Genomic DNA, 13,923 nt, shown 5'->3' on the forward strand with positions numbered 1-13,923 from the left:
GCCCTAGCTGGCCGACGCCTGACCAGCCAACGCCGCGGTTTCCGGCATGCCTTCAGTCAGCTGCGCTCCGCCTTCCGCCAGGTGCGGCACGAAGCGGACGAACATGGCCTTGAAGCCGGGGGTGTTGGATTCCCTGGCCACGTTCTCCTTGTGGACCAGGGCGTTGGCCTCGGGGAAGTACGCCGCGGCGCAGCCCTTCGCCGTCGGGTACGCCACCAGGCGGAACTTGTCCGCCTGCCGGTCGTGGCCACGGAAGGTGCTGACCACGTCCACGAGGTCACGGTCCTTGAAACCGAGTTCCGCCAAGTCCTCCGGGTGCACCAGAATCACGCGCCGGCCATCCGTAATTCCCCGGTACCGGTCATCCAGGCCGTAGAACGTGGTGTTGTACTGGTCGTGGCTGCGGATGGTCTGGAGAACCAGGTGGCCCTCGGGCGGGGTCAGGTATTCCAGCGGGCTGACCGTGAAGCGTCCGCGGCCGATGTCCGTCTTGAAGGACCGGGTGTCACGCGGCGGGTTGGGCAGCACGAAGCCGTTTTTGGTCCGGACCCTGGCGTTGAAGTCTTCGAATCCGGGCAGCACCCGCGAGATGTGGTCCCGAATGACGTCGTAGTCCTCAGCCATGGCCTTCCAGTCCACGGAATGGCCTTCGCCGAAGGTGGCCTCGGCCATCCGTGCCACGATCACCGGTTCGGCGAGCATGTGTTCGGACACCGGGTGGAGCCTGCCCTGCGTCGAGTGCACCACGGACATGGAGTCCTCCACGGACAGGAACTGCGCACCTCCCGGGTGCTTGTCGTCCTTGTCGGTCCGACCCAGTGTGGGCAGGATCAGGGAGGTGCGGCCGTGCACCACGTGGGACCTGTTCGGTTTGGTGGAGATGTGGACGGTCAGGCCGATCCGCTGCATGCCCGCTTCCAGTGTCTCCGTGTCCGAGCAGGCCAGGGAGAAGTTGCCGCCCATGGAGACGAAAACGTCCACCTCGTCGCGTTCAAAGGCTTCCATCGACTCGACGGCGTCGTACCCGTGGTGCCGCGGGGACTGGATGCCGAACTCGCTGTCCAGTGCTGCGAGCAGCCACTCCTTGGGTTTCTCCCAGATGCCCATGGTCCGGTCGCCCTGGACGTTGGAGTGTCCGCGGACCGGGCAGGCTCCGGCGCCGGGCTTGCCGAAGTTACCCTGCAGGAGCAGGACGTTGACCATTTCCTTGATGGTGTCCACCGAATGGGGCTGCTGCGTGACGCCGAGGGCCCAGCAGAAGATCGTGGCCTTGGACCGGATCAGCATCCCGGCGACGTCCTCGATCTGCGTCCGGGCCAGGCCTGTCGCTTTCTCCGTCTCCGCCCAGTCCAGCTCCCGGCGGGCGTCGCGGTACGCGTCGAAGCCGTCCGTCTGCGCGTCGATGAAGGAACGGTCGACGACGGTGCCGGGGTTCCGCTCTTCCTCCTGCAGGAGCAGGTGGCCCAGTGCCTGGAACAGCGCAAGGTCCCCGCCCACCTTGATCTGGAGGTACTCGTCGGCCAGGGGGGTGCCGCCGCCGACGACCCCGGCGATGGTCTGGGGGTCCTTGAAGTTGAACAGGCCGGCCTCCGGCAGCGGGTTCACCGCCACCACCTTGCCGCCGTTGTCCTTGCATTCCTTCAGCGCCGAGAGCATCCGGGGATGGTTGGTGCCCGGGTTCTGGCCGACCACGAAGATGAGCTCCGAGTCGTGGATGTCGTCCAGCGACACGGTGCCCTTGCCGATGCCGATGGTCGGGTTCAGCGCCGAACCTGAGGACTCGTGGCACATGTTCGAGCAGTCCGGCAGGTTGTTGGTGCCCAGTGCCCGCGCGAACAGCTGGTACATGAATGCCGTCTCATTCGCGGTGCGTCCGGAGGTGTAGAAGACGCAGCGGTCCGGGGTGCTGGCCCGGATGTGCTCGCCGATCAGTTCGAAGGCCTCCACCCAGGAGATCGGTGAATAGTGGGTTTCGCCTTCGCGGATCACTACCGGCTCGCTGAGCCGGCCCTGGTTGCCCAGCCAGTACTCCGTCTTGCCCGACAGCTCGGCGATGGAATGCCTGGCCCAGAACTCGGCGCCCACTGTCCTGAGGGTGTTCTCCTCGGCCACCGCTTTGGCACCGTTCTCGCAGAATTCAGCCGTCTTGCGTTTCTTGTCCGATTCCGGCCAGGCGCAGCCGGGGCAGTCGAAGCCGCCGCGCTGGTTCAAGCGCAACAGCGAATGGGCCGTACGCGACACCCCGGCCTGCGCCACGGCGCGCTCCAGCGCCACCATCACGGCCTTGACGCCGGCAGCTTCCTTTTTTGGTGCGTGGACTTCGAGGTTGTCCTCGTTGATGTCCTCGACCGGTGCGGGCTGCCGCCCGAACTTGAGGGGTTTCACTGGCTTACCTTAGCCAGCGTCTCGCGCTCCGCGGCAATGGTGGTGCTGTCCCCGTGGCCGGTGCGGACCACCGTGCCGGCAGGCAGCGTCAGCAGCCGCTGCCTGATGGAGTCGAGGATGGTGGGGTAGTCGCTGTAGGACCGGCCCGTGGCACCCGGGCCGCCGTTGAACAGCGTGTCCCCGGTGAACACCGTTCCTTCGTCCTCGAGGTGGAAGCACGTGGAGCCCGGCGAGTGGCCCGGGGTGTGCAGGGCACGCAGGGTGGCCCCGCCCACCTGGAAGACGTCGCCGTCCGCGAGGTAGCGGTCCGGCTTGACGTCGGGATAGACCTGCTCCCACAGCACCAGGTCGTCCGGGTGGAGGTAGACCGGTGCGTCCACGGCCTCTGCCACGGCACGCGCCGCACCGATGTGGTCGTTGTGCGCGTGCGTCAGCAGGATGGCCAGGACCTTACGGCCGCGGACCTGGTTGATGATCGCTTCGGCGTCGTGCGGGGAGTCGATGATCACGCATTCGTCCTCGTTCCCCACGATCCAGACGTTGTTGTCCACGTCCCAGGTGCCGCCGTCGAGCGAAAACGTGCCCGAGGTGACCAGGTTCTCGATGGTGACGCTCATACGGACGCCGCTTCCGGGGCGGTCTGAGCGGCGGTGACGGTTTCAGTGCCCGGGTGGATTTCCACGACGGACCGCAGCACCTTGCCCTCGTGCATCTTGGCGAAGGCCTCCTCCACCTGGTCGATGGTGATGCGTTCGGTGACGAAAGCGTCCAGGTCCAGGTTTCCCAGCTTGTAATGCTGAACCAGCATGGGGAAATCGCGGGAGGGCAGGCAGTCGCCGTACCACGAGGACTTCAGGGAACCGCCGCGGCCAAAGACGTCCAGCAGGGGGAGCTCAAGCTTCATGTCCGGCGTCGGAACACCCACCAGCACCACGCGGCCGGCGAGGTCGCGCGCGTAGAAGGCCTGCTTGTACGTTTCGGGGCGGCCCACCGCTTCAATCACGACGTCGGCGCCGTTGCCGCCCGTGAGCGCCCGGATGGCTTCGATGGGATCTTCCTTACTGGAGTCCACGCCGTGCGTGGCGCCCAGGGACTTGGCCATTTCCACCTTGTTGGCGTCGATGTCCACCGCGATGATGGTGGTGGCACCGGCCAGCTTTGCGCCCGCGATCGCGGCGATGCCCACGCCGCCGCAGCCGATGACGGCGACGGATTCGCCGCGCTTGACCTCGCCGGTGTTGATGGCGGCGCCAATACCTGCCATCACACCGCAGCCGAGGAGTCCGACGGCGGCGGGATCGGCGTCGTCGTCAACCTTGGTGCACTGCCCGGCGGCGACGAGCGTCTTCTCCGCGAAGGCGCCGATGCCGAGCGCGGGCGAGAGCTCCGTGCCGTCCTCAAGCGTCATCTTCTGCGTTGCGTTGTGCGTGTTGAAGCAGTACTGCGGCTGGCCTTTGGCACAGGCGCGGCATTCGCCGCACACGGCACGCCAGTTCAGGATCACGCGGTCGCCGGGGGCCACTTCGGTGACGTCCGGTCCGACGGCGCTGACCACACCGGTGGCCTCGTGGCCCAGCAGGATGGGGAAATCGTCGGTGATTCCGCCCTGCTTGTAGTGCAGGTCCGTGTGGCAAACGCCGCAGGTGAGGATGTCCACCAGCGCCTCGCCCGGGCCGGGATCCGGCACCAGGATGGTCTCCACCGAGACCGGAGCATTCTTCTCCTTGGCAATGACGGCTTTTACTTTGTGAACCATGATTCGTGTGTTCCTTTCCTGAGCCCGGGAGGACTCGTTGGCAACGGCACCCGTTGCCAATCTAGCTGACTCGTTGCGGTTCCAAATTTTCGTGCAGTTCGGCCCGCACTACGGTGTGCGCTGCTTCCTGCGTGCGGACGGCGCTGCCCCATGCCCTGCAAGGATGCCCGTCCGGTGCCTGATCTTCAGACGGTAGAGCAGTGCCCCGCCGATCGCGACTGGACCGACGAAGATTACGCCGCCCCCGTGGACTGCGGGGTCTAACGTCCCGGGCATCCGGAACAAGACGCAGGAGCTCTCCGTCATTCTGCAAAGTCTCCTTGTTCGTCGTGGGAACCGGCGTGGAACGCCGCCCCTTGGATCGGGAAGCCGGCCTGCACACCACGGAGTCAGCTCCGCTGAATTGCGTATTACACAACACGATGCACATAGCGCGTACTGGAAAATATGACAGCCGCCACACGGGGTGTCAACAGATCGCCGCAGTGCTACCTGGCACCAATGCGCCGAACCTTCGAACCGTATCTAATTTTCTGCAACCGCGTCGCTTTCAGCGCAACATATTTTCACCGACACAGCCTTCACATCGCCGCCTGGTGGCCATTCCATGTGCAGAGTTCAGGAATCTGGAACACAAAGGTATTGACTGTGGTGCATGTCACGCCTAATCTGATGCAACAGCGTTGCGCTGAATGCAACCCCAAACACCTTGGTGGATACATGAGTAACGAAACTTCCCCTCCCGCTCTTGCGGGGGAACGTGGCGCGGAGCAGGATGGCGTGCATGACGGCCGCCGCGCCGGCCGCAGTACGTTGAGCGGCCAGAATTTCCAACCTGCTGACGACGGTGTCAGCAAGGACACGCGCCGCAGAGTCATCGCGGCCAGCTTCATCGGCAACTTCGTTGAATGGTTCGACTACGCCGTTTACGGCTACCTGGCCGTCACGATCGCCACTGTCTTTTTCCCTGAATCAGATCCCCAGACCGGGCTTCTGCTGACCTTCGCCCTGTTCGCGATTTCATTCCTGGTGCGCCCGCTCGGCGGGTTCGTCTGGGGCCATATCGGTGACAGGGTGGGCCGGCGCACGGCCCTCTCCCTGTCCATCCTGATCATGTCCGGTGCGACGTTCTGCATAGCCCTCATTCCCGGCTACAACACAATCGGCATCTGGGCTCCGATCCTGCTTCTGATCATCCGGGTGGTCCAGGGCTTCTCAGCCTCAGGCGAGTACGCCGGAGCGTCGGCCTTCCTCGTCGAGTACGCCCCTGCCAACAAGCGCGGCCTCTACGCCGCGGTGGTTCCCGCGAGCACCGCAGCAGGCTTGCTGCTTGGTTCCCTGCTGGCGGGCCTGCTGACCGTACTGCTCAGTTCCGATGCGATGCAAAGCTGGGGTTGGCGCTTGCCGTTCCTGCTGGCCGCCCCGATGGGTCTGATCGGACGCTACATCCGGACCAAGCTGGAAGACACCCCAGTATTCCGCGAGATGGCTGCGGAGGACGATGCTGTGAAGGCACCCGTTTCAAGCCTGTTCCGAAACCACTGGCGTCAGCTGCTGCAGGCCGTCGGAGCGGTGCTGCTGAACGCCGTCGGCTTCTACGTGATCCTCAGCTACATGCCCACCTACCTGTCCTCGGAGCTGGGCCTCGGCGAGACCGAATCATTCCTGGCCACCACCGTCGCACTCGTGACGTACATCGGTTTCATCTTCCTGACGGGAATGCTGTCGGACCGTTACGGACGCAAGAAGGTACTCATTGCCGCGTCCGTGAGCTTCATCCTGCTGACGGTGCCCGCGTTCGCGCTTCTGGGAACCGGGAACTTCCTGGTGATTGTCCTGGTCCAGATACTGCTGGGCGCCATGCTCACGCTCAACGACGGGACGCTCCCCAGCTTCCTGGCAGAAATGTTCCCCACCCGTGTCCGCTACAGCGGCTTCGCGGTCAGCTTCAACCTCTCCAACGCGCTCTTCGGCGGCACAGCCCCGTTTATGGCAACGCTCCTGATCGCCGCCACCGCCAGCGATCTCGCGCCGGCCTGGTACCTCGTCGCAGCGGCAGTCATCTCCCTGATCGCCGTCGCGCTCTCCAGGGAAACCTGCAAAGAACCGCTGCGCCACGAATAAAGACTTCCTCCCACCTCAAAGTAACTGCACCACAGAAAGGCACCACCACAATGACCACCACAACATCCGAGAACGCAACGTCCGTCGCCGAACTGGAGCGACTCAAGGTCCTCAAGAACGGCGACAAGGTCAAGCTCACCTTCTCCGACACTGAGTTCGAGCGTCGCATCGCCGGTCTGCGCCGCATCATGGTGGAAAAGGATCTGGACGCCGTTGTCCTGACCAGCTACCACTCCATCAAGTACTACTCCGACTTCCTTTTCACCACCTTCGGCCGCTCCTACGCCATGGTTGTCACCAAGGACGACACCGTCACCGTCACCGCCAACATCGACGCCGGCATGCCGTGGCGCCGCAGCTTCGGCGACAACATCGTCTACACGGACTGGCGCCGGGACAACTACATCTTCGCCATCCAGGAAGTGCTGCGCACCCGCGGCATCAACCCCCGCCGCCTCGGCGTCGAGGACGACTCGCTGCCGCTGGATAACCGCAACAAGATCCAGGCAGCCTTCGCATCGGCCACACTGGTGGACGTTGCCCAGGCTGCGATGCGCCAGCGGATGATCAAGTCCGCAGAGGAGATCGAGGTCATCAAGCACGGTGCACGCATCGGAGACCTCGGCGGCGAGGCCATCCGCAACGCCATCACGGCCGGCATCACCGAGTACGAGGTCGCCCTGATCGGCACCGAAGCCATGGTCCACGAGATTGCCCGGACCTTCCCGGATTCGGAAATCCGCGACACCTGGGTCTGGTTCCAGTCCGGCATCAACACCGACGGCGCGCACAACTGGGCCACCACCCGCAAGATCCAGGATCACGACATCCTGTCGCTGAACTGCTTCCCGATGACCTCGGGCTACTACACGGCGCTGGAGCGCACCCTGTTCTACGGCGAACCGGATGCCCGCTCGCTGGAACTGTGGAACATCAACGTGGAAGTCCACAAGCGCGGCCTCGAACTCATCAAGCCCGGTGCCGTCTGCAAGGACATCGCCGCTGAACTGAACGAGATCTACGTCGGCTACGGCCTCCTGGCCAACCGCACCTTCGGCTACGGGCACTCCTTCGGAGTCCTCAGCCACTACTACGGCCGCGAAGCAGGTCTGGAGCTCCGCGAGGACATCGACACCGTGCTGGAACCGGGCATGGTGGTTTCCATGGAGCCGATGATCACCGTCCTGGACGGCCAGCCGGGCGCCGGCGGCTACCGCGAGCACGACATCCTGGTGGTCGGCGAAGACGGCGCGGAGAACATCACCAAGTTCCCGTTCGGTCCGGAATACAACATCATCGGGGCATAGCACCTGCCGCATTTGCCACCGCCCGAAAGCGGCGCCACGTCATCCGTGGCGCCGCTTTCGGGCTCTCATACGGAATGATGGTGGACACCATGACCTCTGAAGAAACTCCTGAAACCAGCACCAACGGCGACACCAAGGGCACGTCGGTCATCGTCAACGCCATCGCCGTGCTGCGGAGTTTTACCGCTGACGAGCCGCTGCTCGGCGTCACCGAGATAGCAAACCGCGTCGGCCTGCACAAAAGCACCGTCTCCCGCATTCTGGCCACGTTCGAACAGGAACACCTGGTGGAACGCGATCCGGAGACCCGCAGGTTCCGCCTGGGCCTGGGCCTGATCGCCGTCGCCGGACCGCTGCTGGCCGAACTCGAAGAGCGCCGCGTGGCCTACCCCGTCCTGCGCGAACTCACGGAGCAGACCGGCGAAACGAGCGCGCTCATGGTGTGGAACGGGTCCGAGTCGATGTGCGTGGAGCAGATCGCCAGCCACCACCAGATCAAGCACACCACCCCGTTGGGTGCACGGTACAAGGACGCACTCAGCGCTTCCGTGCAGGTCTTCCTTGCCGCCGAGCCGGCCGAGCGCGTGCGGGTATTGCTCCGCAGCGGCGAGATAACCCATCCGGGCCTGGACGAAACCAGCCTCGAGGCGTACCTGATCCGGCTGGGCGACGTCGCCCGGCGCGGCTGGGCCACCAACTACGGCGAGTCATCACTGGATGAGGTGGGCCTGGCCGCCCCCGTCTTCGACCACCGCGGCGACATCGTGGCGGCGGTCCTCATCCCGGCGCCCCGCTTCCGGGTTTCCCCGGACACACTGCAGCGCCTCGGCGAGTCCTGCAAGGCTGCCGCGGACCGGGTCACAGCCCGACTCGGCGGCGCCGCGCCCGCACCCTGACCCCGGACGCTCTCTCACTTCCTGCGGGTTTCTCCCCGACGCTCTCTCCCGAGTGACAGAGCGTCCCGGATAAAGCGACGGAAAGTGAGAGAGCGTCAGGTGGGGATGATGCGGAACAGGAACCTGGTCCGGACCATCACCCAGAGCAGCGCCACGATCAGGGCATAGGCGGCGGTGTTCAGCCAGATGTTCCCCTGCTGCAGGGCCGGAATGTTCGCTACCACCGCGATGAGCACCACGTGCATGATGAAGACGTACAGGGTGGCCTGCCCCAGCGGGATCAGCAGCCAGCCAACAGCGCGTTCAATCGGCTTCCAGTAAGCCGTGAGGAGCGCGTAGGCCGTCACCAGCAGGGTGAGCACGTTGAGGAGCCGCCCGGGCTCGAGGTAGGTCCGCCCGAAGAACTGGTCGTACACGGCACGGTAGCCTGCATCCGACGTCAGGGCGAGCCGGACGTCGAACTCGTTGGCCAGGTACGGGTTGCCCCACGACATCAGTGCGAAGGCCACCGTGATGGCCGCGCAGACACCCACCACCCAGCGATGGCCGGACAGCCAGGCCACAATCTTCCGACGGTGGTAGCCGCCCACCAGCCCCAGCACAAACAGGACCTGCCACACCAGCAGCGGGAAGGAATCCTCGAACTGTGACGGCAGGAGCCGGAAGCGGAACACCGTCCCGGCAACGTACATGGCGGTGGTGCCCAGCAGAACCCAGAGCACCTTGCCGCGGGCCAGCGCCAGCAGGATCAGCGGGCTGACCAGCAGCATGATCACATAGAGCCCCATCACGTTGAACTGCCACGGGCCGAACTGCAGGAGCAGCACTGCCGGGATGACAGCCCCGGACACGGGAAACTGGAGAAGGCCCTGCATGCCGGTGTAGAGGTCATAGGTCCTGCCCGCTCCCGACCTGCCGGCGCCGCCGGTCCCCTGGTCCGTGAACGTGGTGAGCACCTCGGAGTTGAAGGCCGGGATGAGGCTGAGCAGGAACACCAGGACCACCACCGCCAGCGCCGTGATGTACATCTTGCCCGCCCGCCGGCCGGTCTTTTCCGCCACCAGACCGATGTTGTCCTGGGCCTTGGGCCCGTAGACCATGCCCAGCACCAGCCCGGAGAGCAGCACGAACAGCTCTGCACCGGACACAAAGCCGATGGTTTCCTGCGTCAGCAGCTGGAAGAACGAGGTCATCCCCACGTGGTTCACCACCACGAACAGGATGGCCACGCCGCGCATCAGGTCCACCCGGGCATCCCTCGATGACTTGTCCGAGTACGCCCAGTTCGCGGCCGTGCGCAGGCGGACCGGCACCAGCCACAGCAGGACCGCGGCCGCCAGCAGTGTGGCCGCCATGATCGCCGCAGGAACACCGGCCAGCGTGTTGCCTGATGACCCGCCCAGCCCCTGCACGGTGGCGGTGACCGGCCCGGTGGTGAGCGTGGACTCCTTGACGGCTGCGCGGGCGGCCGCCGCCACGTCCGCATTCCGCGTCAGGCGCCAGTCAATGATGGTGTTGCCGGCGTCCCCCACGTCCGTTTTTTCGTCCCAGACGACGGCGGCAATCCGGTCCAGTTTCCCCTGCCCGGCGTCGCCCAGCACCTGTTTCCACCAGCCGGTCTTGATGTCGTTTTCCGAGGGGCCGCCCGCCGACGGGCTGTAGTAAGCGGCAGTCTGAAGCAGCAGCGGCTTTTCCCGCTGCACGGCGTAGGACTCGTAGAAGTCGGAATCGCCGGCGTCGGCCGGCGCATCCCCGGCGGACGCGGCCCCCTGGGCCGTCCCATCCAACAGGGCCGCAAGCTCCCCGTCCTTTGACAGCGTATTGACGGCGGCTCCCCCGCCGGTGTCGTCATGGAGTGCCGTCAGGCCGGCCCAGTCAACGACGTCGTCGCCCGGGTAGTACGGCGCGTAGGGTGCATCCGAGCCGTTCCAGACGCCGTCGGAATTCGTGTCCAGAACGGCGAACCCGGCGGTGCCGGGCGCCGGGGCGCTGCGGTTCCTGGTGAACGGATAGTCCCGCCCCTGGAAGGGCTGCCACACCATGACCACGTTGGATTCGGCTGCGAACGCCTGGGCCACGGCCCGGTACGCCGGAACGTAGGCCCCCGGCTGCTGGCCCCAGGACACCCAGCTGGAGTTCATGTCCGGGGCGAAACGGATCAGCAGCTTTCCGGGGAAACCCTGCGCGAGTTCCTCGAGCTGCCCGGCAAAGTCACCGGCGGCGGCCGCGTTGACGTCCGTCAGGGACACCGTGGGGTTCACGGTCAGCAGGGCGTGGGCGCCGGAGGATGCACTTTGGGCCAGGAACTCCCGCAGGTAGGCCTTTTCCGCGGCTTTGATGGGAAAGGAAGCATCGTGCCCGAGGACCGCAGGAGTGGCCTGCAGCCGCGCAGCGAAACCGGCGGCATCGTCCTCGCCCCATTCCAGCACCGCACCAAGGAGGGGCTTTCCGGGCGCGGCCCCGAGGTCCTCCCCCGCGGCAGTGTTCGACGCCGGGACGCCAGCTGGCGCTGTACTTCCGGCTTGCGCTGAACTTCCGGCTGGCGCTGCCACGGCAGCATGCGCGGCACCCGCGGGCAGAAGGAGCACCAGTGCGAGCAACAGAAGGGAGGCCCTGAGGAAGGCTTTAAGCGGACTGATCCCGGCCGCCTTTCGGGAAGAGCGCCGAAACAGTCGTCCCGCCGCCGGGCGTTTCCGCGAGGGAGAGTTCTCCGCCGTGTGAATGGACGATCCGCACGCAGGTGGCGAGCCCCAGGCCCGAACCCGGGGCGTCGCCGGGGCGATGCAGCCGGACCAGCGGTTCAAGGACCCGTTCGCGGTCGGCGGCTCCGACACCTTTGCCGTTGTCCGCCACACGCACGACGACGCCGCGGTCATCGGCCACGGCATCAACCCGGACCTTGAGGCTCTGACCGGGGCGGCGGTAGTTGGATGCATTGCCCAGGAGGTTCTGCAGCAGCGTCCTGAGTTGCGCCGGATCAGCCACCACTTCAGCATCCTCGCATTCCAGCGAGGCGCCGGCGCCGAATCCGTCGCCAAGGTCACTCACTGCCTCGGCCACTGCCCTTTGCAGGGAAACCGGCCGGGGACGCAGCATTCCGCCCACCTGGGAGTAGCTGAGGACGTCGTCCAGCAGGGCGAGCATCCGCCGCCCGCTGCCACCGATGCGCTGCAGATAGCCTGCCGCCGGGCTGTCCGGGCGGATGTCGTCGTCGTCTTCACTCAGTTCCACGTAGCCAAGGATTGTGGTGAGAGGGATGCGAAGGTCATGGCTTACTCGTCCGGCGAACTCCGCCAGTTTGCGGTTGCTGCGCCCGAGTTCCTCTAGGGCATGTTGGAGCTGCAGCGTGCGGTGCTGCAGTTCCAGCACTTCCACCACCTGTGCCGCGAGGACGTCCAGCATGGCGGTCTGCTCTTCGGAGATGGTGGCCGGCGCGTCGGAGAAAACGCACAGGGAGCCCAGTGCGAAGCCGGAACTGGTCTGCAGCGGCGACGAGGCGTAGAACCGGACATTCGCAATTTCGCCGGTCACAAACGGGCTATCCGCAAATCTCGGATCGGCGGAAGCGTCGGGCACCACGGTGGTGCCGCCGTGCTGGAAAACCATGGCGCACATCGAATCCTCCCGTGCGCACAGTCCGGGTTCCAGGCCCGCGGCCGCAAGCTGGACCTGCTGCCCGGGAGCGATAATGTTGACGACGCTAAAGGGGACGCCGCAAAGCTTCGCAGCAAGGTCCACCAGGAAGTTCAGGGCCCGCGCGGCGGTGGCGCTGGCGCTGGCGATGTCGTCCTCGGCGGAGGCCGGATCCCGCGGCAATAGTCCGTATTCGCCCAGCACGGAGCGCCGTTCAAGGTCAGCGCTAACAAGGCTGTGCCCATCTGCTTGAGCCACTGGAGTCCTTCCCACATTCAGGACAGCTGGCCAAGCGCCGCAGTCCCCCCAGCAGGAGTCTATCGGAGCGGAATGCCGCCAACCGGGGTGCTGTAGTCTCTTGACACCAAGCGCAAATTTCGGGTTGACTATTACGCATGCTGAAATAACAGTTCCATGATGCGGAATGCATAAGTGATGCTGCGGCGAGAAACGGCCCGCGGCGGCTTTTGCATCGGGGCAGCCCCTTGTCCGCATAGCCGACGCCATGGATGCCAGCATTTGCACGAGGGATGAACAAGCATGCAGCTTGCAGTATTCAACGGGGCGGACCGCGCGGAAGTCACCGCGGCACTTCGCCCCTGCATCGACGTCCGGCGCTGGGTGGACCAGATCGCGGACGCACGCCCGTTCGCCAGCAGCGAGGCCCTGCTGGACTTCGCCCGCAACGCCGCCGACCCGTTTACGCCGGACGAGGTGGAAGCCGCCATGGCCCACCACCCGCGGATCGGGGAACGGCCCACGGCTTCCACCACGGAGGCCTCCATGTCCCGCTCGGAGCAGGCAGGCGTGGATCCCGCGGACCGGGAAATCACCACGGCACTCGCCGAAGGCAACCGTGCCTACGAGGAAAAGTTCGGCAGGGTGTTCCTGATCCGCGCGGCCGGGCGGACCGCTCCGGAAATCCTGGCGGCACTGCACGAGCGCCTCAACCACACTGCCGAAGAAGAAGACGCCATAGTGGCCCAGCAGCTGCGCGAAATCGCCCTGCTCCGGCTCGAAGGAGTGATCAGCGAATGACCGTTTCACAGGTGACCACCCACATCCTGGACACCGGGGCCGGGCGCCCGGCTGCCGGCGTCGCCGTCGTACTTTACGCGCGCGACGGCGGGGGCTGGAACCTCGTTGCTTCGGGCACCACGGATGCCGACGGCAGGGCGAAGGACCTTGGTCCGGAGCTCCTGCCGGCCGGGACGTACCGGCTGAACTTTGCCACGGGCGCCTACTACGAGGACCTGGGCACGGCCACGTTCTTCCCGGAGGTGGATCTGGTGTTCACCGTGTCCGACGCCGGCGAGCACTACCACGTGCCGCTGCTCCTGAGCCCGTTCGCCTACTCGACGTACCGCGGCAGCTAGACGACGCCGGGGCGGCCGACCCATTCAACCCCGGGCAGTAGGCTAGATGGCATGGCTTCTGAAGACACCCCCGCCGAACGGCGCGAAATCACCGTGCGCCGGGCACCCAAATACGTGCCGTTCCTCATACTCGGCGGACTCGTGGGCATCATCGTTGCGGCAGTCATCGCGTTTGCGCTGCCCGGGGACCCGAGCTACGAACCCAGCTCCGTCTTCGGTTTCTTTATGGTCCTTTTCGGCGCCGGCGGCGTGATTCTGGGCGCCATTGTTGCCCTCCTGCTGGACCGGCTCAGCGTCCGCCGCGCCGAACACGCCGTCGTCGAAGCCGTCCCGGAGACCGACGCCGGCAGCGAACCGGACGACGGCGGGGACAGCGGCACCCAGGCTGGCCGTCAGTCATAATCGGGCGGCCGGGAAAGTCCTACCCCATCACGTGAGATAATCGA

11 protein-coding genes are annotated in these 13,923 nt (G+C 65.6%); 6 read left to right on the forward strand and 5 right to left on the reverse strand.

What is annotated here, in order from left to right:
• Window positions 1–3 precede the first annotated feature (3 nt).
• From ASF98_RS13400 to ASF98_RS13410, 3 genes are read right to left on the reverse strand one after another with little or no spacing between them, the layout of a single operon-like run.
• A complete protein-coding gene (locus ASF98_RS13400; RefSeq protein ID WP_055802591.1) occupies window positions 4–2,385 on the reverse strand; it encodes an FdhF/YdeP family oxidoreductase in 2,382 nt (793 codons plus the stop codon).
• The gene (locus ASF98_RS13405; protein WP_055802593.1) at window positions 2,382–3,002 is read right to left on the reverse strand and encodes an MBL fold metallo-hydrolase; all 621 of its coding nucleotides are present in this window, start codon (window positions 3,000–3,002) and stop codon (window positions 2,382–2,384) included. The genes ASF98_RS13400 and ASF98_RS13405 overlap by 4 nt, the downstream gene beginning before the upstream one ends.
• A complete protein-coding gene (locus tag ASF98_RS13410) occupies window positions 2,999–4,141 on the reverse strand; it encodes an S-(hydroxymethyl)mycothiol dehydrogenase (protein WP_055802595.1) in 1,143 nt (380 codons plus the stop codon). Before ASF98_RS13410 ends, ASF98_RS13405 begins: the two co-directional genes overlap by 4 nt.
• A gap of 720 nt (window positions 4,142–4,861) precedes the next feature.
• On the opposite strand from ASF98_RS13410, the gene ASF98_RS13420 reads away from it, so the two are divergent.
• From ASF98_RS13420 to ASF98_RS13430, 3 genes are all read left to right on the forward strand, one after another.
• Window positions 4,862–6,265 carry an MFS transporter gene (locus ASF98_RS13420; RefSeq protein WP_156372405.1) on the forward strand — a complete coding sequence of 468 codons (1,404 nt, stop codon included), beginning with the start codon at window positions 4,862–4,864 and terminating at the stop codon, window positions 6,263–6,265.
• A 50-nt stretch (window positions 6,266–6,315) separates the two neighbouring features.
• Window positions 6,316–7,572, forward strand: coding sequence for an aminopeptidase P family protein (locus ASF98_RS13425; protein WP_055802600.1), 1,257 nt, complete (start codon window positions 6,316–6,318; stop codon window positions 7,570–7,572).
• Between the two features lie 77 nt (window positions 7,573–7,649).
• Complete coding sequence (locus ASF98_RS13430) at window positions 7,650–8,468, forward strand: IclR family transcriptional regulator (RefSeq protein WP_055802602.1); 819 nt, start codon at window positions 7,650–7,652, stop codon at window positions 8,466–8,468.
• A 95-nt stretch (window positions 8,469–8,563) separates the two neighbouring features.
• Here the strand turns inward: ASF98_RS13430 and opgC are convergent, their stop codons facing one another.
• A complete protein-coding gene (opgC, locus tag ASF98_RS13435; RefSeq protein ID WP_326950093.1) occupies window positions 8,564–11,020 on the reverse strand; it encodes an OpgC domain-containing protein in 2,457 nt (818 codons plus the stop codon).
• Between the two features lie 73 nt (window positions 11,021–11,093).
• A complete protein-coding gene (locus tag ASF98_RS13440) occupies window positions 11,094–12,359 on the reverse strand; it encodes a GAF domain-containing sensor histidine kinase (protein ID WP_055802604.1) in 1,266 nt (421 codons plus the stop codon).
• A 282-nt stretch (window positions 12,360–12,641) separates the two neighbouring features.
• Between ASF98_RS13440 and uraD the strand changes: the two genes are divergently transcribed.
• From uraD to ASF98_RS13455, 3 genes are read left to right on the forward strand one after another with little or no spacing between them, the layout of a single operon-like run.
• On the forward strand, window positions 12,642–13,139 hold the full coding sequence (uraD, locus tag ASF98_RS13445) for a 2-oxo-4-hydroxy-4-carboxy-5-ureidoimidazoline decarboxylase (RefSeq protein WP_055802606.1): 498 nt from the start codon (window positions 12,642–12,644) through the stop codon (window positions 13,137–13,139).
• A complete protein-coding gene (gene uraH / locus ASF98_RS13450) occupies window positions 13,136–13,477 on the forward strand; it encodes a hydroxyisourate hydrolase (protein WP_055802608.1) in 342 nt (113 codons plus the stop codon). The genes uraD and uraH overlap by 4 nt, the downstream gene beginning before the upstream one ends.
• Window positions 13,478–13,528: 51 nt before the next feature.
• On the forward strand, window positions 13,529–13,879 hold the full coding sequence (locus ASF98_RS13455; RefSeq protein ID WP_055802611.1) for a hypothetical protein: 351 nt from the start codon (window positions 13,529–13,531) through the stop codon (window positions 13,877–13,879).
• The last annotated feature ends 44 nt before the right edge of the window (window positions 13,880–13,923 follow it).

This window comes from Arthrobacter sp. Leaf337, assembly GCF_001423745.1.
Classification (GTDB): domain Bacteria; phylum Actinomycetota; class Actinomycetes; order Actinomycetales; family Micrococcaceae; genus Arthrobacter.